Origin of the sequence: Thalassospira sp. UBA1131 (assembly GCF_002311515.1) — a bacterium.
Classification (GTDB): Bacteria; Pseudomonadota; Alphaproteobacteria; order Rhodospirillales; family Thalassospiraceae; genus Thalassospira.
This window is the reverse complement of sequence record NZ_DCAO01000040.1, coordinates 1-20,649: the sequence shown is the minus strand read 5'-3', so window position 1 is coordinate 20,649 and position 20,649 is coordinate 1. Positions and strand designations below refer to the sequence as shown.

Here is a 20,649-nt window from a genome sequence, read left to right as displayed (position 1 = left end):
CCCGGAACGGTAGAACCGCGCAGCATCGCCAAGCGGTGTCAGATCGACATCGAGAATGGCGCTTTCCTCAAAGCCGCTTGCCTCGTCTCGCTTGATAATCAAAACCCGCCGGTCATTCTTCTTGCGTGATCGCGTGCGGCCCTGGACAAACAGCTTTTGCTCTTCATTGAGATTGAACGGCTTGAGGCTCTCTTCCGTGACCTTGGAGTTCGGGAAGAAGATCATGGTGGCGGTGTTCTCGATGATCGCTTCAGCGGCTCCGGTTTTGCCAAGACCTGCCGGATCCTGAAACGCCATACCGACCGCACCGCCAAGTTTGCGGTATTCGCGATACATCTCAGCACCGAGATCGCGGAAGCCGGGGTTGGAAAGCAGCTTGGCCGCTTCATCAATGAAGATGACAAATCCGCCATTACGCCCGGCAACAGATTTGCTGATCGCCTCCGAGATATGACCAACCACTGGCCCACCGAGTGCCGGATCGGCCAGCGCTTCGTTCATGTTGATGCCGACCATGTGCGACTGGTTCAGAAGACCGCCAAGGCTGTCATGTTGTGCATTGAAGATGTGGCTTCGAAGGCCGGTGTTTCCCTTGTCGTCAGTCACCCACTGCGCGAATGCACGCCGAAGGGCAGAGCGACGGGCAAAGGCAAAGGGATAGATCGCATTAAGCGTGCGGTGTGGAGGTTCAATCTGGAATGCCAGATCGACGGCATGATTAAGCGCATCGATGTCGCCATCTTCGAGATCAATACCGGCCAGCGATTTGAGGATCGCATAGACACGTTCGCGGTTCTTTGGCGTGTCGTTCCCAACATCCAGCGGGTTAAGCGATAGGCCGTCATAGGCTTGATAAAGACCACCCATGGCTTCGACCATGAAACGCGTGCCTTCCTTGGAATCAAAGATGTAGGAACGCACATTCTCAAACTTCGCAAGGCCGCCCATGAGATGCATGATCAGGGTGGATTTACCGACCCCGGAGGGTGCGAAGACCAGAAAGTTGCCAAGCGAGAACGGCTTGTTGACCACCTGAAACTGGAATGCGTAGGACTGCCCGGTTGGCGTTTTAAACCAGCGCACCGGTGCTGGGCCGAACTGGCTGGCCAACATGCCGGTTGCGGAATGCGGCAAAGCCCACAGGGCGGCGATGTTCTGATCGCGCAGATCCAGCGGGGCCATAAACTGACTGCCCGGCAATCTGATCTTGCGTTTGGAGACGACAGGCAGGCGGTTAAACCAGCAGACTGGTGCGCCCTTGGTTTGCACGGCATAGCCGATCCGTTTGTTGCCAAGGATTTCTGTGATCTCGCGGATAAGGCTGTTGAGTTTTTCCTCGGTTTCGGCGCGGGGAATGATCTGAAACTGCGTGGCAAAGAGGGCCGTTTTCCCTTCGGCCAGAAGATCCAGAAGCGTTGATACCTCCGCCGCTGCCGCTGGATTGCCAAACCATGAATTGGACTCCCCGGCCATACGGCGCTTATTGACCAGCATTGCCTGATCGCTGCCCCAGGGATCACAGATCTGGCAAATCTCGATATCACCCTGCAGGGCAAGAATCTCGCCTATCAGATGGCCGGAGACTGTTTCGGGCCAGAGTGTGACGGTAATGACCTTGTGGAACTGGCGGGCTGGGACATGGGTTGTGATGGTACCGGTCACCTTGTCGCAATGAAGGTCAGATGCCGGAAGGTTAGCAGACAGATTATGACTGGTCGCCGGAAGGTCACGGCGATAATCGCCACTGACCAATCCATTGAGAAACCCGGAAAGCAAACAAGGCTGATCGTCATCAGAGCGCACAAGAAGCTCTGGACGATATTCCGAAAGAATGGCCGGGATCTTCTCTTCGGCATCCAGCAAGGGCTGCATGGCCTGAGCTGTTGCCATCAGATACCAGTCGATGAAGTAGCTTGATTTATATTGTCGTGCTTCTGCGGTGCCGATCTCATCAAGCACGCTATTGGGCCACTTCGCATGAGCGGCAATCTCACGCTGGCGTTTGATTGCGAACAACCGAACAGTGACGGACCGTTTGCCAAGCTCTTGCAAAAGAGACTGGCGACCGAGCAATAAGGTTTGTTGCTCGCTTTCGATACGGGCGTCATAGCTAGTGCCTTGCAGGTGCCAGATACGTGACAGCGACCCGTCCTTGCCACGCACCGTGACGCCATCGACCGGATCAATCCCGTCGAGTTCAAGTTCGTCCTGCAGCCAGTCTTGCTCAATATCGCCAAGCAGAAGGCGACGCCCTGCCGGAACGACCAGTCCGCCTGCCATGCCGGTCACAAGACCGGTGGTGATCACATCAGTCCAAATCATTTGCGCCCTCCCGTGGTCAGGAGGCGCTCGGCTTTGCGGCTGCCCCAAAACATCGGGGTCACCAGCAGGTCGCGGTCATAGTTCGGATTGATCCGCTGATGTTTGACGAGATAGATCCAAGCACCGACAAAGCCCACGATCCCGCCCGGAATAACCAGGGCAGGAAAATCGAACACGACGGGCAGGACAAAACCCAGAACGCCAGCAAGACCGGCAACAAGCAGAAGTGAGATCGGCAGACCGATCAGCGTCATCTGGCGCTGGACCTGAATGAGAACAGCACTGGCGGCTTTCATTTGAGAACCCCCAGAAGACCCGAGGCAATGGCTGGTCCTGCTGTGACAAGGATGCCGCCAATCACCATCATGATGCCGCGTTGCGGATCGAGCCTGCCGGTGAAAGCGCCCCAACCACCATAGACGACCAAACCAAGACCAAGCGCGATGGCGAAGATCTTGCCAAATCCCTCGGCCAAAAGTTCAAGGAAGGAGACAACCGGATCCCACCAGTTGCCGCCTGTAGTGTCTTGTGCAAAAGCCGGTTCGGTCATGGCCAATGTGGCAAGGCCAGCGATGACAGCGATTTTGAGAAGGTTGCGTTTATCCATGGTGTGTTTTCCTTGTCGTCAGATCGTCAAAACGGTGAGGACGCCCAGCGTGAAGACGACGGCGACCAGATTGAGAGCGGTGAGGAGGGAGATCAGCTTGACCATCTTGCGAAAACGGTCCTGAGCCGTATCGGCAAGACGGGCGGCTTCCTGCATGGCAGACAGGCGTTCACGCACGGCATCGGTCAGAGCTTCATTCTTGAAGTCCTCGATGGCGGCAGTGACATCGTTGGTGAAGGTTTCTGCCTGTGCCTGGATGATCCCGGACAGGGTTCGGTTATGCTGATCGATCAGGCGGCGATGCTCGTCGAGCACGACCTTGTGGATGGTGTAGATCATGAGCACCGGGTCACCGTCCTCAACGGTGACCTGATGAACTTTCCACAAATGGGTGCGCAGCTCTTCGATGCTGTCCATGGTCAGGGGCGGCGGCGGAGCTTCATCAAGAACACTGGCCATTACAGCACCGCCTGTTCCATTGAGGCCCCAATGCTGCGCCAGGTCATCATCAGACGTTGGCGCGACATCAGGGGAAAGTCGGCATGTTTGCCTGCTTCATCGAAGGTCAGGCGGGCACGCATCATCTGTTCGATGTCATGGCCAAAGGTTTCTTTGCGGACCTCGGGCAGGCGCACCAGCGCGTGAATGCGGTTCTTGTTTTTCTTGTAAAGCCCTGAATGCTCGAAGCTCTCGACTTCGCCGGAAGCATTCTTGCGTTCGATCCGCCCGAAATACTCATTAAGCCAGACGACAACCGGAATATCGGGAACGCTCTGTAAGACCTGATGCAGCCCCTGCATGGTGTCATTAAGCGCCTGGCCACCGGTAAGCACCGTATGAAGCCGGACTTCATGACCGGCATCGGCGAGCATCTGCAGCGCCTGTGCTTCGACCATATAGCCAAGCAACGGCAAGAAGGTGCTGGCACCATTATCGATCACGACAACGCCGTCTTCAGGGCCGGTCATGATCTGTTCGATCAGGGCGTCGAAATAGCGCGGGTTGATTTCGTCAGGACGTTCGCCCAGGCGAATGGTCTCGACGGGAAAAGCCTTGTATCCTGCAAAGGTCTGGTTGACCGGATCGGTGTCATAGCAATGAACCGGGGTGTCGCGTTTGAGGTAATGCTGCGCGAGCAGGCTTGCGACAAACGACTTGCCGACCCCGCCCTTGCCCTGAAGGGTAAGATTAATCAACGCCATCGGCGATAACTCCATCTGAAATGATAATTTTGATGCCCAGCACAGTGGCGAGGCGGAACACGTGAGCAGCAGACAGATCCGTCCTGCCAGCCTCAAAATCCCGATAAGTGCGTTCGCACACGCCGATACATTCACCTGCACCAGCTTGGGTGAGGTGTTGGCTCTCGCGGGCTTGCCGCAGGCGGGTGTGAAGGATGAGGTAGTCTGATTGCCAAGAGCTCATTGCGAAGCCTCCGCCTCGTCTGAGGCATCGTCTTCTGGGTCATCACCGCCCCACAGGCGATCCAGCGCGGCCTGTTCTTTCGCTTTCAGCGTTGGCAAATAACTGGCGGCTTGAGTGTTGCTTGGCTGTAGGGTGGGGGTAGTGACAGAGGACTGGCGACCCGTTTTTGCGGGTAATGGGCTTTTGAGTGTTTTGTGCTCTGCGCGCAGGAGCTTTACGCGGCGATAAAACGACCGTCGCGAAATGGTAATCCGACCATCTGCAAATAACTGATCAAAGATCTGACGGGCGGAAATGCCCTTCTCCAGTTCTGCAAGAATTTCATCTTGCAGGGCGAGTAATTCTATTCTTGCCTGACCCCAAGTTCCGGCCATTACTGCATTCCTTGTCGTAGGTGTTAACCACTTGACAAGGATCGGAAATGTATGGTCTCAATTCTGTGTCGAAGGTGCAGACAGCGTCTGTCTCTCGATCAACAGAATTGGGCAACAATGAGTGCCCCCGCAACCACTTCTGTTATAAATCGCTTCTTTGCGAGATATAACAACGCCCTAAATCAAAACACCCCGCTTGGCGAACCCGAGCGGGGTGTTTGTCTTTGCTGTAGCCTTGTTTGTTTCAGGCGTCATACAACTCGTTGTTCGTAAAGGCGTGTGGGTTTGGGAAGAGGTATCAGACCTTTATACCGAACAGTTTTTGCGCATTCCGGAAAGCAATTTTTTCCTTGGCTTCACGGGGCAGATCCACTGCCCGAAACCAGTCGGTTCCCTGCTTCATGTCTGCAAACGGATAATCGGTTCCAAACATCACGCGATCCACACTGATGTATTTCAACAAAAGATGAAGCAGTTCATCCTGGAAAAATGCGCTGGTTGTGTACCAGAAATTGTCATTGAAGTACTGGCCGATGGGCTTGTTTAGGGAGCCTTCGGTCACATCGCCCAAATCTTCGGCGATACGCTCAAAGAAGAATGGAAGGCCTTCTCCCATATGGCCGATGATCATTTGCAGTTTGGGGAATCTGTCGAACGTTCCTGTCATGATCAGCCGAAGACATTGCGTAAGCACCTCCTGGTGCCAACCATATCCGGAGCCACTGAGAATATAGTCCTGATATTCGTCATTATATCCTGGCCGCATGATGCGGTAGTAAATGTCGAAGACTTCCTTGGGCGGGAAGCCCGGATGCAGGTATATCGGGACATCAAGTGCCTCGGCCCGCGCCAGAAGGGGTTCAAAATCGGGATGGTCGAGAAACTTTTTGCCAATGAAGCCATTGGTCATGGCGCCGACAAAGCCATCTTCGCGAACGGCGCGTTCCAGTTCGTCGGCTGATGCCGCCGGGTCCTGTAGCGGCAGGGTTGCATAGGCCTGGAACCGCCCCGGATAGGTGACCATTGGGCCTGTGGCAATCATCTTGTTGAGGCGATAGGCAAAATCGATGCCTTCCTGACCCGCGAGATCCTGCACACCGGGTGTATGTGCCGAGAGGATCTGAACATTGATCCCGGCCTGATCCATGTCACCGATGCGGCCGGGGCCAAGTTCGGCAAGGCCGGTTTCCCTGAGGTATTCCACGTGATCATCGTTAATCGCATTCAGCGCGATCAGTTCGTCGGTGGTATAGGTCTCTTCGGTGGCGATAAAGGGCAGGTCCTGGTCTCGCAAGGCAATGCTCGATTTATCTGCCGCAGTGGTGTTGGCGGCATTGGCGGGTGCGGCCAATCCGGCACCAACACCAAGTGCCGCAGCACCACTTAGAAAGCTGCGGCGTCCTATTGCGAGGTTCCCTTGGGGATTTTCGGTCGGTTTCATATCAATTTCTACTCCGCTATTACGTTGTGCAGTTCGGGGGGCTTTCGTCATCATCGTTCTTGGGGTCGAACATTTGTGACGGCAGCCCGGTAGACGTAGAACCAATGGAAAGGGCAGGCGCTTCATTCAGACGGCCCTGTGTGGATGGACTTATGCGCGTCCACGTCTGGGCAAATATCGGATCAATCGGCAAAAAGCCTGGTATTGCTGGGGGTGGGGCAGATCGCAAAATCGTCGCGCGGGATAAAGGACAAGCTGTCTATCAGCCGCTCAAGCGCTTCGGGCTAAACCGGGACACCCTATTTAGGTTTGGCACTTAGGGCAGATAGAGCACAGGTGTCAGCCACCCCTTTTCCTGCATCACTTTGATGCCTTCCAATGCCGGTCCAGCAGCCAGAAACCACATCGCATCGCGCGTCGTGGTTAAAAACAGTGACGGCTTGCACAGCAGTGTTTCTTTATCCCGCCAGCGAAACCAAGTCGGCCGAAAACGCGGCACAGTATTGCTATAGCGCAGGAAGGCCTTGCCAAAACGTTCTGATAACAGCACCTCTTCTTGCAAGACCACATTGCGAAACACCATCCAGCACACGCCCGCAAACAAACTGGCGAGCACGATGCTGCCGGTCTGGGCTCCGACACCAAACGCCCCGATTATGCTGAAAAGATAAAGTGGATTACGGCAGCTTGAATAAGGCCCGGTGGTGACAAGCTCTGTGTTCTTGCGCCCGCCGATATAAAGGGAGCACCAGCCACGTCCGAAGATGCATACGTAAATCGCAAATAGCCCAACGGCTTCGATCATGTCGTGAAGCGGGCTCTGCCGATCGGTCAAGGACCGAGATCCGGCAACGAGTACCAGAAGAACCACAACACCAAGCCGAAGAATACGTTTTCTTCGGCGCTGTATGGTTCGCATGCCGGCATCATCCGGGGGCGTTCCCGACACCGCATTACCGGCAAAACGGAGTGCTGTAGGGGGGATCATAAAGTTCACTCTTGCCACAAATCAAACTGCAGTAACTTCTAGCGTTAGCAGGTTGATTGTGGCGTCCAGTGCTTCACATCCGGTCGTTCGGTTGCAAACTCAAACTTACTCACTCCCCCTGAACCACCCCATCGACAACACCAGCCTCCATCAACTCCGCCACCTCCGGGAACCAGATCCCGGAATGCGGGGCGAGGAAGACTTGCTTAAGGAAGCTCTCGGCAATGCCCTGGCTGCGATAGAAGGTGATTTCCTTTTCCTGCTGGCCCTTGATGTTATAAAGCGGGACGGGGTAGTCGAGATTGATCTTGTATTGATGAAAGCCCAGCCGGGCATTGGGGCCAAGGTAACGTTTGGCACCGCCAATAAAGGCGGTCGTGCAGGCGGAGCTGCAATCCGCAAACACATAGGTGTCCAAGCCCCGATCGCGGATCAGGAAGCCGACACCGCGCCCTTCATAGACATGCCCGCCATCACTGTGCAAAACGATGCCGGTCACACCCGGATTTTGATCGAGCAGGGCGACCAATCGCTGCGCCATGCCAAGGGCAAAGATGCCGGTGATATGAATGCGGGTGTTATCGGGACTGAGGGTGAGCGCATACTGGCTGGCGCGGGCATCTTCAAGCTCGGTCATGTTGACCGGTATAAACCGCTCCGGGGCAAGCGCACGGAAAGAGGCCGCGATGCTGAGTACGGTAAAGACCAGACACAGCCCGATCACCCCATAGGCCACAACGGTCCAGATATTGGCAAGAATGCTCGATTGATGTTGGGTGGCGCGCAGCACGCCAACCACCTGCCAGATAAAAACAACGCCATGAAATAGAAGAATAAAAACAATCGTCGCGATCAGGGCCGGGATGCGATCAGGGATATAGGGTGGCAGCGTGTAGCGATCGGCAAACAGGATCAGGGCACGGATCAGGATCAGGTTGACGCACAGCGCGAATAACAGCGCGTGCTTTCCTTGCCAGTGATCCCGGATATAGCCCAAGAAATTTCTCTCCTTAGAAGCTTATGGCCCAAACCTGTTAGAGAATTGCACGTAAAGTTGCGAGTTATTTGCAGATCGGCAGAGCAAACAACAGTGGTGATTTGCTTCTAACATAGTATCAGAAGCATCGACGAAGCATAGTATTCAGCATCCGGCTTAGGTGTATCGTTGTTCTCCTTTAAAACCTTCTTGACAAATTTTCTATTTGTACAGATTATTTTTCTGGACCCGCGTTCTGGTCTAGGTTGCCTACCCATTTCGACCGCAGCTCGTAAGCTATGAACGATGAACCAAGTTGTTTTCGACCGTTTCCGGTCATCTAATGCTCACATAAGGGGGTAGGATTGAGCATGGGATGACGCCTGTAGGGAAATGACCATGACAAACACCTTGGAACTTCTCAAAAGTAAATCCAAACTTCTGCGCTCCAAGTTGGCAAGAAATGGCATAAAGTTGCCAATTTCTAAGCACTTGGACCTATTCGCAAAAATGCTTGGCGAAAGGAGTTGGGAAGCTTTAGTTCGCAGCTATCAAGCGAGGCCTCGACCACACACAGATTATCGTCTGAGGGGCCATTTAATCAGTCAAGTACTTCGAGATGAACTTGGTTGCGAACTGCAAGCCAATGAAGCGGAGTTGCTTGTCAGTGAGGTCAGTTGGCCTTCCACCTATACTCCTCGATTTAATACATTGCCTCAACATGATGATGGCGAAGTATTGGTTTCTAGCGCGTTCGTAAATTCCAACATATTTAGTTGTGATCGGAAGAGGCAAAAGAACTGCCTGCGTAAAAGAATTAGAATGTGGGATGATTCCGGTAACTCGTCCTTGGACAAGATCCTATACACAGGCGAACGGCTCAATATGTACGATCAGTTGGTTTTCTACGCGCTTCTAAGCTTGCATCCAAATGAGACGCCGATTGGAAGAGAGTTCTTTTTGACTCAGGAAGATGTTGAAAAACTGCAAGGAAGGAATATTGCTATTGTTAGCTTTGAAGCCTCAATGCGGCGTATGCGTGACTGCAGGATAGAAATACCTGACATAAATTTCTTTGGGCCCCTGATTCAATATTTTAGAGAGGTTGAGCCAAGACGAGCAAAAGCATCGTTAAAAAAGAAAGCTTACATCGTCAGTTTAAACCCGATGCTCACGAAGCTATATCGAGACTTTTTATACGATCAGTTCATGGTTCAAGGTGACCTCTTCTACCATTCTCCAGAGTATTCGGATGCAGAGAATTCGGTTCACTATGGAGATGTTAGTAAGAAGCTTGCGAAGCTCAGAGAAGTCGACTTTAAAGCCTATACAAGTGAATTAGGTGCTCCTTGGCCGACCCAGGAAGCCGACATGGCTGCTGTAATCGCTATAATCGCTAAGAATGCGCAAAATGGCTCGGTTACCTTTTCATTGTTGGATGGTTGGCGAGAGCTACCGAATGGCAACTTTGAATTCAGTTTGCCCGCTTGGATGTACGAGGCCTACGAGCACTTCGTAGATTTGTACGGTGAGGAAGTTGGTCCCACGATATATATGAAAGCAACAGAAAGGGTTTTGGCCCCAGTTTTTGATCAAAGCTCAAGTGCGGAGCATTGATAAAAAAACACCCCCGGTCTCACGACCGGGGGTGTTCTCTTTCCAGAGCCCTAAAGCTCCAAATCACATCAGGCTATTCGCTCCTCACGCCAGATCAAAGCGATCGGCGTTCATGACTTTGGTCCAGGCGGCGACGAAGTCCTTGACGAACTTCTCGTGGTTGTCGTCCTGGGCGTAGACCTCGGCATAGGCGCGCAGGATCGAGTTGGAGCCAAACACCAGATCCACGCGGGTGGCGGTGTATTTGGTTTCGCCGGACTTGCGATCAACGATGTTATAGAGGTTGTCGCCAGCCGGTTTCCAGCTGTAGCCCATGTCGGTCAGGTTGACGAAGAAGTCATTCGACAGAACACCTTCGCGATCCGTGAAGACACCGTGCTTGGTGCCGCCATGGTTGGTGCCAAGGGCCCGCATACCACCGATCAGGCAGGTCATTTCATGGGCGGTCAGGCCCATGAGCTGTGCGCGATCAAGCAGCATTTCTTCCGGTGAGACGACATAGTCCTTTTTCGACCAGTTGCGGAAGCCGTCCGCCAGCGGTTCGAGGACATCGAAGCTGTCGGCGTCGGTCATTTCATCGGTAGCATCCCCGCGGCCCGGTGCGAACGGGACGGTGATGTTAACCCCGGCATCTTTCGCGGCCTTTTCAACCGCGGCCGTACCGGCCAGAACGATGAGGTCGGCAATCGAGACTTTCTTGGCAAGGTCTGCCTGGAAGTCTTCGAGTGCTTTGAGAACCTTGGCAAGGCGTGCGGGTTCGTTGCCTTCCCAGTCCTTCTGCGGGGCAAGACGGATGCGTGCGCCATTGGCACCACCGCGACGGTCCGAACCGCGGAAGGTGCGCGCACTGTCCCACGCGGTGTTGATCAGATCGGTTGCGGAAACGCCAAGACCCAACAGCTTGGATTTGAGATCGGCGATTTCGGTATCGCTGAGCGTATAATCGACTGAGGGGATCGGGTCCTGCCAGATCAGGTCTTCAGAGGGCACATCCGGGCCGAGATAGCAGGCCTTCGGGCCCATATCACGGTGGGTCAGTTTGAACCATGCACGGGCAAAGCAATCGGAGAAGTATTCAAAGTCATTATTGAATTTCTCGATGATGGCGCGATAGGTCGGGTCCATCTTCATGGCCATGTCGGCATCGGTCATGATCGGCATGCGGCGGATCGACGGGTCTTCAACGTCAACCGGCATGTCTTCTTCTTTAATACCGATCGGTTCCCACTGGTTGGCACCGGCCGGGCTTTTCTTGAGCTCCCACTCATACCCCAGCAAAAGCTTGCAATAGCCGTTATCCCACTTGGTCGGGTGGGTGGTCCAGGCCCCTTCGATGCCTGAGGTCACGGTATCGCGGCCAATGCCACGCTTGGTGTGGTTCATCCAGCCAAAGCCCTGTTCATGGACATCGGCGGCTTCGGGTTCGGCTTCAAGCAGGGATGCATCGCCATTGCCATGCGTTTTACCAACCGTATGACCACCAACGGTGAGGGCAGCGGTTTCTTCGTCATCCATTGCCATGCGGGCAAAGGTTTCACGCACCTGGGCTGCGGTCTTGAGCGGGTCTGGCTGACCATTCACCCCTTCCGGGTTCACATAGATCAGGCCCATCTGGACTGCGGCCAGCGGGTTTTCCATGGTGTCTGGCTTGGAGACATCGTCATAACGATTGTCAGATGGGGCCAGCCATTCGCGCTCAGCCCCCCAATAGGTGTCCTTTTCCGGGTGCCAGATATCTTCGCGGCCACCGGCAAAGCCAAAGACCTTAAGACCCATCGACTCATAAGCCATGGTGCCGGCCAGAATGATCAGGTCAGCCCAGGAAAGCTTGTTGCCGTATTTCTTTTTGATCGGCCAGAGAAGACGGCGCGCCTTATCAAGGTTGGTGTTATCAGGCCAGGAGTTCAGCGGGGCGAAACGAAGGTTGCCCTTGCCGCCGCCACCACGGCCGTCGGCCAAGCGGTACGACCCTGCAGAGTGCCAAGCCATACGGATCATCAGCCCGCCATAATGGCCCCAGTCGGCCGGCCACCAGTCCTGGCTGTCGGTCATGAGATTTTTGATGTCGGTCTTGACCGCTTCAAGGTCGAGCTTTTTGAATTCTTCGGCATAGTTGAAGTCTTCACCATAGGGGTTCACCTTGGTGTCGTGCTGGTGAAGAATGTCGAGATTAAGCGTCTTTGGCCACCAGTCGCTTACTGATTTGCCCGTCTCGGTCATGCCACCATGCATTACCGGACATTTCCCTGCGGTATGTTTTCCGTCCATTTTTTCTCTCTCCGTCGTGGCTGAGATGTTTTAAACAGCTCCTGGACCCGTATCGCGTGTATCGCGCGGTCGTGGGACGCGTTGGTGTGTTGCGTCCGTTTGTTGTTTCTCCCTGACCTAGTTTAACCAAAACCAGCACCATGAAACCAGAAGTTATGCGTGACGGTTTCATGTTGAAGGTAATCATCAACTCAGGGATCGCAATGCGACACGGGGTAATCAATTTTGCGCAACGGGTTTCCCATCGCTTTGAGAAGGCTAACAACGATACAGGTGATAGGGGAAATAGTTATTTCATGTGTTTTCGATAGTTTTTATCGATGAATTGATTTGGGGTGGTGAAAGTGCCGGTTTTGGCCGGGGGGCGGTTGGGGCCGTGACATTTGCAATCAGTCGGGTAGACTGTGTTCGAGTTCACAGTCTTAAAGCCTTAAACATGCGGGGTTTTCCTGATCCCGGATGTTGCCAGGCCAAATCATCGCCCCACAGAAAGCGGAAATCCCCATATGTCTCATTCTTCAAAAGGTGCCATCTATATGGCGGCAGCGGCAAATTTGCTGATTGCTGTCGCCAAGTTTGGCGGGGCGGCGATTACCGGATCAGCCGCGATGATGTCAGAAGGCATTCATTCGCTTGTCGATACCGGCAATCAGGGGCTTTTGCTTTTGGGCTTGAAGCTTTCGACCCGTGAACCCGATGAACGACACCCGCTGGGCTATGGCAAGGAAACCTATTTCTGGTCGTTTCTGGTGGCGGTGATGATTTTTGGCCTTGGTGCAGGCGTTTCGATCTGGGAAGGGGTGGACAAGGTTATTCATCCGCATGCGCTTGATGTGCATGTGGTGGCAACCCTTGGCGGTTTTGATATCCGCACCTATCACGTGGTGTTTTCGATCCTGGTCATCGCGATTGTGCTTGAGGGCCTGGCGTTTCGCACGGCCTATATCACCTTCCGCGCACAGCATCCGAATGTGCCGCTGATCAAGGCGGTGCGCAGCAGCAAGGACCCGACCGTGTTCGTCATCCTGTTTGAGGATTCAGCTGCGCTTTTGGGGCTTGTTGTCGCATGTGTCGGCATTGCGGCGGCCTATTTGCTTGAAATGCCGGTTCTTGATGGGCTGGCATCAGTGATGATCGGGCTTATTCTGGCGGTGACGGCCTTTATGCTGGCGGTTGAGTGCAAGGGGCTTTTGATCGGTGAAAGTGCTAACAGCCAAAGTCGCAAGAAGATCAATGATATGGTTGCCGCCATTCCCGGCATCCTTAAGGTCAACGAAATCATTACCCTGCATCACGGGCCGCAAAGCCTGATTGTGTGTGTCAGTGTTGATTTTGAAGATACGGTCACATCGGTTGCATTGGAGGCCGCCGTATCACGGCTTGAAAGCGATATTCGCGCCGAAATTCCCGAAGTATCGAAAGTGTTTATCGAAGCACAGAACTGGCGCGCCCATCAGAAGCTTCTTGATGAATTGGGCAGCAACCCCGATGCCGCCCCCTTAACCCACCCGGCCTAAAGCTTCGGTGCTATTGGCGTGTGCGCTGGTTGCAGTTGAACTGGCGTGCGCGAAATAGTATGAGGAATAAAACCAACAAGGAATTTCACGGGAAGGGATGCGTTCGAACATGACTAAAAAGATCTTCCCGAGCTGGATCGCGGTTGATTGGGGGACGTCAAACCTGCGCCTTTGGGCGATGGATGATACCGCGAACATCCGTGGTTCGGCGGAAAGTCCGCTGGGTATGAATGCGATTGCCGGCGACCCCAAACTTTCGTTTGAGGCGGTCCTGATTGGTTTGATCGAAGATTGGCTGGGCGGTAACCCGGCAAAGCTGCCGGTGGTGATTTGCGGCATGGCTGGCGCCAAGCAGGGCTGGATCGAGGCGCCTTATTGCGATGTGCCGGCACGGCCATCCGATCTGGCCAAGGGGGCGGTAACGCCAAATGTGAGTGATCCTCGCATTTCTGTTTTTATCCTGCCGGGGCTTTGTCAGCGCGGTGACCCTGATGTCATGCGCGGCGAGGAAACCCAGCTTGTTGGCTTTATGGCGCAGAACCCGGACTTTTCCGGCTGGGTCTGTTTGCCCGGCACCCATTCGAAATGGGCACATGTCGCCGATGGCGTGATCAAGGCGTTTCGCACCTATATGAGTGGCGAGGTGTTTGCGTTGCTGTCACAGCAATCCATCCTGCGCCATTCGGTCGATGATGCCTGGGACAATGCTGCCTTTGCCGATGCGGTGCGCAAGGCATCCGAACAGCCAACCGCCTTCCTGCACAGTTTGTTTACCGTGCGGGCAGGGGCATTGGTGGCAAAGGGGGATGCATCTGTTGCGCCGGGGGCGGCGGTTTTATCGGGTACGGTCATCGGGGCCGAAATTGCCGATGTGTTAAGTCGCCTTGCACCGGGGGATGACATTGCCCTGATCGGAGCAGGCAAGCTGGCATCGCTTTATCAGGCGGCCTTGGCGGTTCATAACCACAAGGCAACGCCGCAGGACGGGGCTGCGATTACGCTTGCCGGGCTGTCGCGTGCTTATGACGTTGTGACGGGCTAAAGCATGTTGCATTTAATTCCCGATCTATTCGGCCCCGGATGCATGACATGCAAGCGGGCTTAACAAACAGGAAGACAGTTATGGCTTATCCGACATCCGTCAATGATCAGATCACCGATAGCGTTTCAGGCGCCGGACACCGCAAATTGATCGCGATCCTGCGCGGCGTGCAGCCCCACGAGGCCGTTGATATGGTGCGCGCACTGGTCGATGCCGGGATCACGATGATCGAGGTGCCGCTCAATTCCCCTGAACCGCTTAAAAGCATCACCGCGATGAAAGAGGCGGTCGGGAATGCCGCGATGATCGGGGCGGGCACGGTTTTGACCACGGATGATGTTGCCAATGTAAAGGCGGCGAACGGTGAATTTGTCGTATCGCCCAACTGCGATATCGAGGTGATCGCCAAAACCAAGGAAGCTGGCATGGGGTCATGGCCCGGTGTTCTGACGCCCACCGAATGCTTTGCCGCGATCAAGGCCGGGGCCGATGGGCTTAAGATTTTCCCGGCCAGCATCATCGGCGCAGAGGGCATCAAGGCAATGCGCGCTGTCCTGCCAAAAGATGTGCCGGTTTATGCTGTTGGTGGCGTCGGCCCGGATGATTTTAGCGTTTATGCCAAGGCGGGCTGTGATGGCTTTGGCCTTGGTTCGGGCATCTATAAGCCCGGCATGACGGCGGGCGATGTCTCGAAGGCGGCGATTGCCTATGTCCGCGCGCATGATGCGGTGTTTGGCTGAAGGGCCCGTTCCGGAATATTCGGTTTTGAAATAATTCCAAATTATGGAAGTGCGTTTGACCCTTGGGGGCGTGCGGGCTAAATTCCTGCCATTGTCTGAATTCCTGAACATGGGAGGATCCATTGGATCTTGGAATCAAGGGCCGCAAGGCCATCGTTTGTGCGTCATCCAAGGGGCTTGGTCGTGGCTGCGCGATCAAACTGGCCGAAGCCGGTGTTGATCTTGTGCTCAATGCGCGTTCCGAAGGGCCGCTGAATGAAACTGCGGAATATATCCGTGATACCTATGGTGTGAATGTCACCACGGTCGCCTGCGACATCACCACCGAAGAAGGCCGTAACAAGGTTCTGGCGGCTGTCGATGCGCCGGACATTCTTGTCAACAATGCCGGTGGTCCGCCCCCGGGGGTGTGGTCCGACTGGGGTCAGAAGGAATGGGAAGCCGCCGTTCAGTCCAATATGCTGACACCGATCCTGCTGGCGACCGCGGTTCTGCCGGGCATGATTTCGCGCCAGTGGGGCCGGATTGTGAATATTACGTCGGGTTCTGTTAAGTCGCCAATCCCGCATCTGGGGCTTTCGAACGGTGCGCGTGCCGGTTTGACCGGCTTTGTCGCGGGGACTTCGCGTCAGGTGGCCAAGGATGGGGTGATTATGAACAATCTTTTGCCGGGCCAGCACGATACGGACCGTATCAATGCGCTGATGACCAACAAATCCAAGGCCGAGGGCATTTCGCTTGAAGAGGCACGCATCAAAACCCAGGCGGGTCTTCCCACGGGCCGGTTTGGTGATCCGCTTGATTTCGGGGCGACCTGTGCCTTTATGTGCAGCGAGCATGCGAAATTTATGGTTGGGCAGAACATCCTGCTTGATGGCGGAGCCTTCAACTCCACCATGGGCTGATATGTCGCCTTTCGTCACAGGACGGTCTGCAAACACCCATTTGCTGCGCTTCCGGTGCTCACGTACGTCAAGTACGCTGCGCGCCGGTTCTCGCAAACAGGCATTTTCGACACGCCCTGTGACGAAATCCAACATATCACCAAGTGCCCAGCCCAAAGGGTGGTGCTAGCATGGCGTCATTCACCTTTGTTTATGTGCTGCGCGAATGTGATTTCAGGCCGGGGCAGGGCAAGGCCGCTTTGCCCCGGACCTATGTTGGCTGGTCGACCGATGTCGAGGCCAGGCTTGCCACGCATAATAGCGGCAAGGGGGCCAAGACGACGCGCGGGCGGCAGTGGGAACTGGTGTATGTCGAACGGTTCCGCACCTTCGGGCAGGCGATGAGCCGGGAATGGCATCTTAAGCGCGATCGCAAGCTGCGCAAGATGCTGGCGGGTGGATAGGCTGGTTGATTTGGACACAAATCAGGACTTGCATCATTGCGCCAAGTGACAGATATGTCCCAGAGCCTGTTACGATTAGCTTGCATAACTTTCGTTCGCGTTTCGCGAACCCTTCGGGCCGGGACATTCCTCAGCCCTCGGCAAAAGCGGTACAAGCTAATCGCAACAGGCTCTAGCAAATAACGCATTTAAACCGGGGTACCATCGATCATGGCATTCGTTCGCAAAAATCCACTGAAACTCAACAATCTGCAGCTGCGCACCCTTGTGCTGGCACAGGTGATTGCCAAGGATCCCAATTCGGGCAAGATTGACGAGGCCACCGGCGAAGCAACGCTTCTGCGTGTCCCCCATGCCCATGGCGACCACGTTCATGTTGGCAAATTCACCGTGGCCGCCCGGGATGCCAGCGGGTTCGATAACCCGGCTGTCTGGGTCGCACTTGCCCGCAAGGGGCTGGTCAAGGAAGGCTATCCGGCCAGTATCGTTCTGACCAAGGAAGGCATGGAATATGATACCGGGCTTGGCGATCATTTCCTTGAGGAAAGCGATCACTAGGATCGGTTGATAGCGATACCAACCTGAGACGAAAAAGCCCTGCATGTGCAGGGCTTTTGTTTTGGCAATGATGGGCGTTTTTTAGTCGACCCGGATGAATTTTCCGTCCTGGATGGCCACGAAATAGATGTTGCGGTTGCCATCGCCAAAGGCATCAAACACCAGTTCCTGATGCAACCCCTGTTGCGGCGGCAGATTGGTCAGCGCATCAGCAAGCGATTGATCCGGGTGCTTGGTGCGGAGTGCGGCAAACAAAACGGTCGCTGCGTCATAGCCCAGGACCGCGGTATAGCCGGGCTGACGACCGAACATTTCGTTGAACGCCGCGACAAATTTCTGGAAGCGCGGATTGGTGTCATAGCGGTCATAGGCCTGTGCCAGTTCCGCGCCCTCGACCGCCTCGCCACCGACCTCGATCAGGGCCTGTGACCCCGCCCATTCTGAGACAGCCAGCGGAACGCTTGATGACAGCTTGCGGATTTCTTGGGCCATCATCGCACTGTCTGTGCTGTTGGTGATCAGAACGATCGCGTCGGGATCGTCGGCCAACAGTTGGGCTGCTGCTTCGGCGTGGGTGATATTGTCGGTATTGATCCAGATTTTGGAGATGACCCGCCCGTCAAGGGCATCAAGTTCCAAAAGGAACTCGCGATACCAGCTGTCGGTAAATGCCTGGTTCTGGCCATCAAGGGCAAGGGCGACCCGTTCATAGCCCTGATCGATATAGCGACGGGCATAGGCGCGCGCATTTTCACGCGTCGTCGTGTTCATGCGAAACAGGTTGTCACGAAAACCGGCAAAGTCGGCCGCAGAGACCGTTGGTGAAATGGTCACGACACCCAATTCATTGATCACCGGCAGCATCGCCATGCCGATCGAACTGATGATCGGGCCGACAATCGCATCAACGCCAAGGCGCTTGAGCTCGCGCACGTGATTTTGGGCGACTTCCGGGGTTTTCAGATCATCACGCGGAATGATTTCCACCATGCGACCATTGATGCCGCCATCGGTATTGACCTGTTGGGCGGCCAGTTTCAACGCATCAAGCGCGTCCGTTCCGGCATCGGATCCGGGGCCGGACAGGCCGGCAATGAAACCGATTTTGATCGGGCCTGATTGATCACAGGCAACCAGCAAGAAGCATCCGAAAAAGACAGAGCACAGAAACCTGATGGACCGCATTTTATTCCTTGCTGTTTTTCTTGATCGGCCCGATAGGCTGGCCCTTTGTTATTGCCTTATCCTGTCATGATCGTCAGCGACAAGGCGACAAATCCGATATGGCAGTTCCCCGAATGCGTTTCAAGCGGTTGATATTGCGATATTTGCCGCACCAACCCTAACCTAAGTCCTAGCCAAAGTCGCGTCTGGCCTGAAGCACCCGTCCCATTGTCGTCATCAGGCACAAGGCGCCGAAAATGGCGGCGATCATGTTAAACGAGGCCGGGAAGATACAAATAAGACATAAGACCAGTATGGTCTCGCTGCCTTCGGTGATGCCGGTCAGATAGAAAAAGCTTTTCTTGCCTTGGGCGTCGCCATCCGTGCGCCCCTGCTTGGCGGCAATGATCGCATAGGCCAGAAAACTCGACCCTGTGCCGACAAAACAGAAAATCAGAAACGCCGCCATCAGGGCATATTCCGGTCGACCAATGGCAAAGGCCAGAATGATGCCCGAATAAAACAGAAAGTCGGACACGATATCGTAGTAACCGCCAAGATCGCTTTCCTGAGTTTTTGCATTGGGATGGCGCGACCGTGGGGCGGCATGGCGCGCAACCGCGCCATCAAGCCCGTCCATGAACCGTGAGCCAAGGATAAAAACAAGTGCTGCGTAATCAAGTTTCAGCACAAAACAGCCTGCCGCCAGCAGGCCAAGGAAAAAGCCAACGCCGGTGATGAAGTTGGGCGTAATGCCCGTGCCCGAAAGCGTACGTGCAATCGCATTTAACGGCACATCAATCAGCGGGCGCAGGCGGGCATCAAACATCTGGTGTTTCCGGTTATCTCGTTGAAACAGCGACTATAAGCGCAAGTTTGATGGAATGAAAATCACCAGTTTGTTGATTGCAGGTAAGATGGCTATTCCCCGGACGGGACCAGTTGGTAATAAGGGCTTTCTTCAAGCACGGCGTCATCGACAGGGCTGAGTTTGTTTTGTCGAATGACGGCCTGGATTTCTTCGATATAGACATTGCCGCGTTCGGAATATCGGGTCAGTGTTTCGGCCAGAACAGATCCCGAAAGGGGTTCCTGAGCGGCGATCATTCTGGCGCGCAAATCGCGAAATTCCGTGTAGGCCGACCCGGTATTGAGGTTCATCATATAGGCCCGGACCGAACCGAACGGTGTCTTGAAAGCCGCGATCTTGTAATCACCAAGGTGCTTTCGCTGTTCTTCGGGCGTGATGCCATCACCGCCATAGGTCCATTGACCAAACAATGCATTGCCAAGGGCGGCAAAGCGCGATGTGCCCCAGCCGCTTTCGATGGCCATTTGCGCCATGGCAAGGGACGGGGGAACCGGTGCGATGCGTTTTTCAAGTTCCGCGATGGTTGCCGGGTCTTCGGGGGCTGTTTCAACACGGTATTGTTCGGCCAGCTCAGCAATGATCGAAAGATCGTTGGTGCGGATTGCATCGCGAAGGACACTGCTTTGCAGGGCTATTTCCTCGTTCGCAAGCAGGGTCAACGGGCCAAGTGTCCGGAAAAAAGTGCGTTTCTTGGCCGTGACCGTCAGTTGATCGGCAAGTTCGTCGCGCCATCTTGTCGGGATGGTTTGCAGGAAAAGCCGGGGAACGATGCGTTCCCCCGCGTTCCAGCGTTCTGCGGTATAGCCAAGATCCTCAAACAGCTTTTCAAGCTGTTCATAACCATTCAGTTCAATGCGGATAACGTCGCTTTGGTCGGGCGTTGGCAGAAGGATATCCGCCCGTGCAGCGGGATGGAGACCCGCGGCCATCCCAAGGGTGGCAACCGCCAGAACGGAAAATGTGCGTATCAGGACACGTTTAAACATGGTGTGCCTCGCTGATCTGACCTGACATCGGTGCAGGATCAGAATGCTACCATGCTTTGGGGTTTAGCGGCGAAAATCTTCAAGACGTTTGCGCTGTTTTCCTGCTTCGTCAAAGTTATCGGGTGCCAGCCACGCCTCGAATGCGGCCTTGACGGCGGGCCATTCTTCAATGATGACGGAAAACCATGCAGTGTCGCGGTTGCGACCCTTATAAACCATGTGATTGCGAAACGTGCCTTCATAGGTGAAGCCATACCGTGCGGCGGCGGCACGCGACGGGGCATTTTGATCGTCGCATTTCCATTCATAGCGGCGATAGCCCAGCTCATCAAAGGCGCGCTTCATCATCAGATACATCGCCTCTGTCCCGCCGATGGTCTTTGAAAGGGCCGGGGCATAATTGAT

At 54.7% G+C, this 20,649-nt stretch carries 22 protein-coding genes; 7 read left to right on the top strand and 15 right to left on the bottom strand.

Annotated features, from left to right (window positions below):
- The 10 genes from B3Z49_RS06295 to B3Z49_RS06250 all read right to left on the bottom strand — a co-directional run.
- The coding region (locus tag B3Z49_RS06295) for a VirB4 family type IV secretion system protein (RefSeq protein ID WP_296989051.1) at positions 1-2,322 on the bottom strand (2,322 nt) is incomplete at its 3' end.
- Positions 2,319-2,618 carry a hypothetical protein gene (locus B3Z49_RS06290; RefSeq protein WP_296989049.1) on the bottom strand — a complete coding sequence of 100 codons (300 nt, stop codon included), beginning with the start codon at positions 2,616-2,618 and terminating at the stop codon, positions 2,319-2,321. The genes B3Z49_RS06295 and B3Z49_RS06290, both read right to left, overlap by 4 nt.
- Positions 2,615-2,929 carry a TrbC/VirB2 family protein gene (locus tag B3Z49_RS06285; protein WP_068518714.1) on the bottom strand — a complete coding sequence of 105 codons (315 nt, stop codon included), beginning with the start codon at positions 2,927-2,929 and terminating at the stop codon, positions 2,615-2,617. The genes B3Z49_RS06290 and B3Z49_RS06285 overlap by 4 nt, the downstream gene beginning before the upstream one ends.
- An 18-nt stretch (positions 2,930-2,947) precedes the next feature.
- Positions 2,948-3,388 carry a hypothetical protein gene (locus B3Z49_RS06280; protein ID WP_120226131.1) on the bottom strand — a complete coding sequence of 147 codons (441 nt, stop codon included), beginning with the start codon at positions 3,386-3,388 and terminating at the stop codon, positions 2,948-2,950.
- Entirely contained in the window at positions 3,388-4,131 is a 744-nt protein-coding gene (locus B3Z49_RS06275) for a conjugal transfer protein TraL (RefSeq protein ID WP_296989040.1), read from the bottom strand. The genes B3Z49_RS06280 and B3Z49_RS06275 overlap by 1 nt, the downstream gene beginning before the upstream one ends.
- Positions 4,118-4,354: a helix-turn-helix transcriptional regulator gene (locus tag B3Z49_RS06270; RefSeq protein ID WP_296989037.1), complete on the bottom strand. Its 237-nt coding sequence runs from the start codon at positions 4,352-4,354 to the stop codon at positions 4,118-4,120. Before B3Z49_RS06270 ends, B3Z49_RS06275 begins: the two co-directional genes overlap by 14 nt.
- A complete protein-coding gene (locus B3Z49_RS06265; protein WP_296989034.1) occupies positions 4,351-4,728 on the bottom strand; it encodes a TraK family protein in 378 nt (125 codons plus the stop codon). The genes B3Z49_RS06270 and B3Z49_RS06265 overlap by 4 nt, the downstream gene beginning before the upstream one ends.
- A gap of 298 nt (positions 4,729-5,026) precedes the next feature.
- Complete coding sequence (locus B3Z49_RS06260) at positions 5,027-6,169, bottom strand: amidohydrolase family protein (RefSeq protein ID WP_296989032.1); 1,143 nt, start codon at positions 6,167-6,169, stop codon at positions 5,027-5,029.
- A gap of 316 nt (positions 6,170-6,485) precedes the next feature.
- The gene (locus B3Z49_RS06255) at positions 6,486-7,004 is read right to left on the bottom strand and encodes a methyltransferase family protein (protein ID WP_296989029.1); all 519 of its coding nucleotides are present in this window, start codon (positions 7,002-7,004) and stop codon (positions 6,486-6,488) included.
- A 262-nt stretch (positions 7,005-7,266) separates the two neighbouring features.
- On the bottom strand, positions 7,267-8,154 hold the full coding sequence (locus tag B3Z49_RS06250) for a hypothetical protein (protein WP_296989027.1): 888 nt from the start codon (positions 8,152-8,154) through the stop codon (positions 7,267-7,269).
- A gap of 378 nt (positions 8,155-8,532) precedes the next feature.
- Between B3Z49_RS06250 and B3Z49_RS06245 the strand changes: the two genes are divergently transcribed.
- On the top strand, positions 8,533-9,750 hold the full coding sequence (locus tag B3Z49_RS06245) for a glyoxalase superfamily protein (RefSeq protein ID WP_296989025.1): 1,218 nt from the start codon (positions 8,533-8,535) through the stop codon (positions 9,748-9,750).
- Between the two features lie 84 nt (positions 9,751-9,834).
- On the opposite strand, the gene katG is transcribed toward B3Z49_RS06245, so the two are convergent.
- Positions 9,835-12,018 (bottom strand): catalase/peroxidase HPI, encoded by a 2,184-nt coding sequence (gene katG, locus B3Z49_RS06240; RefSeq protein ID WP_296989022.1) that lies wholly within the window; start codon positions 12,016-12,018, stop codon positions 9,835-9,837.
- Between the two features lie 506 nt (positions 12,019-12,524).
- Between katG and B3Z49_RS06235 the strand changes: the two genes are divergently transcribed.
- The 6 genes from B3Z49_RS06235 to B3Z49_RS06210 all read left to right on the top strand — a co-directional run bounded on the left by B3Z49_RS06235 (position 12,525) and on the right by B3Z49_RS06210 (position 17,223).
- Positions 12,525-13,535, top strand: a complete 1,011-nt coding sequence (locus B3Z49_RS06235; RefSeq protein WP_296989020.1) for a cation diffusion facilitator family transporter — start codon at positions 12,525-12,527, stop codon at positions 13,533-13,535.
- 109 nt (positions 13,536-13,644) lie between these two features.
- Positions 13,645-14,577 carry a 2-dehydro-3-deoxygalactonokinase gene (locus B3Z49_RS06230; RefSeq protein ID WP_296989017.1) on the top strand — a complete coding sequence of 311 codons (933 nt, stop codon included), beginning with the start codon at positions 13,645-13,647 and terminating at the stop codon, positions 14,575-14,577.
- An 80-nt stretch (positions 14,578-14,657) separates the two neighbouring features.
- Complete coding sequence (locus tag B3Z49_RS06225; protein WP_296989015.1) at positions 14,658-15,317, top strand: 2-dehydro-3-deoxy-6-phosphogalactonate aldolase; 660 nt, start codon at positions 14,658-14,660, stop codon at positions 15,315-15,317.
- 122 nt (positions 15,318-15,439) lie between these two features.
- The gene (locus tag B3Z49_RS06220; RefSeq protein WP_296989014.1) at positions 15,440-16,222 is read left to right on the top strand and encodes an SDR family oxidoreductase; all 783 of its coding nucleotides are present in this window, start codon (positions 15,440-15,442) and stop codon (positions 16,220-16,222) included.
- Between the two features lie 170 nt (positions 16,223-16,392).
- Positions 16,393-16,665, top strand: coding sequence for a GIY-YIG nuclease family protein (locus B3Z49_RS06215; RefSeq protein WP_296989011.1), 273 nt, complete (start codon positions 16,393-16,395; stop codon positions 16,663-16,665).
- A gap of 210 nt (positions 16,666-16,875) precedes the next feature.
- Positions 16,876-17,223, top strand: a complete 348-nt coding sequence (locus B3Z49_RS06210) for a hypothetical protein (RefSeq protein WP_008890446.1) — start codon at positions 16,876-16,878, stop codon at positions 17,221-17,223.
- Positions 17,224-17,304: 81 nt separating this feature from the next.
- Here B3Z49_RS06210 and B3Z49_RS06205 read toward each other — a convergent pair whose 3' ends face one another.
- The 4 genes from B3Z49_RS06205 to B3Z49_RS06190 form a co-directional block, all read right to left on the bottom strand.
- On the bottom strand, positions 17,305-18,408 hold the full coding sequence (locus B3Z49_RS06205) for an ABC transporter substrate-binding protein (RefSeq protein WP_296989008.1): 1,104 nt from the start codon (positions 18,406-18,408) through the stop codon (positions 17,305-17,307).
- A gap of 169 nt (positions 18,409-18,577) precedes the next feature.
- The gene (locus B3Z49_RS06200) at positions 18,578-19,216 is read right to left on the bottom strand and encodes a CDP-alcohol phosphatidyltransferase family protein (protein WP_296989005.1); all 639 of its coding nucleotides are present in this window, start codon (positions 19,214-19,216) and stop codon (positions 18,578-18,580) included.
- A gap of 92 nt (positions 19,217-19,308) precedes the next feature.
- Entirely contained in the window at positions 19,309-20,244 is a 936-nt protein-coding gene (locus B3Z49_RS06195) for a glucosaminidase domain-containing protein (protein WP_296989004.1), read from the bottom strand.
- Positions 20,245-20,307: 63 nt separating this feature from the next.
- A partial coding sequence (locus tag B3Z49_RS06190) for a GNAT family N-acetyltransferase (protein WP_296989002.1) occupies positions 20,308-20,649 on the bottom strand: 342 nt, incomplete at its 5' end.

Excerpts from the sequence above, each read along its gene's own strand:
- B3Z49_RS06245 (WP_296989025.1), top strand. The coding sequence starts at position 8,533 with ATGACAAACACCTTGGAACTTCTCAAAAGTAAATCCAAACTTCTGCGC.
- B3Z49_RS06260 (WP_296989032.1), bottom strand. The coding sequence starts at position 6,169 with ATGAAACCGACCGAAAATCCCCAAGGGAACCTCGCAATAGGACGCCGC.
- B3Z49_RS06235 (WP_296989020.1), top strand. The coding sequence starts at position 12,525 with ATGTCTCATTCTTCAAAAGGTGCCATCTATATGGCGGCAGCGGCAAAT.
- katG (WP_296989022.1), bottom strand. The coding sequence starts at position 12,018 with ATGGACGGAAAACATACCGCAGGGAAATGTCCGGTAATGCATGGTGGC.
- B3Z49_RS06195 (WP_296989004.1), bottom strand. The coding sequence starts at position 20,244 with ATGTTTAAACGTGTCCTGATACGCACATTTTCCGTTCTGGCGGTTGCC.
- B3Z49_RS06200 (WP_296989005.1), bottom strand. The coding sequence starts at position 19,216 with ATGTTTGATGCCCGCCTGCGCCCGCTGATTGATGTGCCGTTAAATGCG.
- B3Z49_RS06230 (WP_296989017.1), top strand. The coding sequence starts at position 13,645 with ATGACTAAAAAGATCTTCCCGAGCTGGATCGCGGTTGATTGGGGGACG.
- B3Z49_RS06290 (WP_296989049.1), bottom strand. The coding sequence starts at position 2,618 with ATGAAAGCCGCCAGTGCTGTTCTCATTCAGGTCCAGCGCCAGATGACG.
- B3Z49_RS06265 (WP_296989034.1), bottom strand. The coding sequence starts at position 4,728 with ATGGCCGGAACTTGGGGTCAGGCAAGAATAGAATTACTCGCCCTGCAA.
- B3Z49_RS06215 (WP_296989011.1), top strand. The coding sequence starts at position 16,393 with ATGGCGTCATTCACCTTTGTTTATGTGCTGCGCGAATGTGATTTCAGG.
- B3Z49_RS06285 (WP_068518714.1), bottom strand. The coding sequence starts at position 2,929 with ATGGATAAACGCAACCTTCTCAAAATCGCTGTCATCGCTGGCCTTGCC.
- B3Z49_RS06205 (WP_296989008.1), bottom strand. The coding sequence starts at position 18,408 with ATGCGGTCCATCAGGTTTCTGTGCTCTGTCTTTTTCGGATGCTTCTTG.
- B3Z49_RS06270 (WP_296989037.1), bottom strand. The coding sequence starts at position 4,354 with ATGAGCTCTTGGCAATCAGACTACCTCATCCTTCACACCCGCCTGCGG.
- B3Z49_RS06280 (WP_120226131.1), bottom strand. The coding sequence starts at position 3,388 with ATGGCCAGTGTTCTTGATGAAGCTCCGCCGCCGCCCCTGACCATGGAC.
- B3Z49_RS06225 (WP_296989015.1), top strand. The coding sequence starts at position 14,658 with ATGGCTTATCCGACATCCGTCAATGATCAGATCACCGATAGCGTTTCA.
- B3Z49_RS06210 (WP_008890446.1), top strand. The coding sequence starts at position 16,876 with ATGGCATTCGTTCGCAAAAATCCACTGAAACTCAACAATCTGCAGCTG.
- B3Z49_RS06275 (WP_296989040.1), bottom strand. The coding sequence starts at position 4,131 with ATGGCGTTGATTAATCTTACCCTTCAGGGCAAGGGCGGGGTCGGCAAG.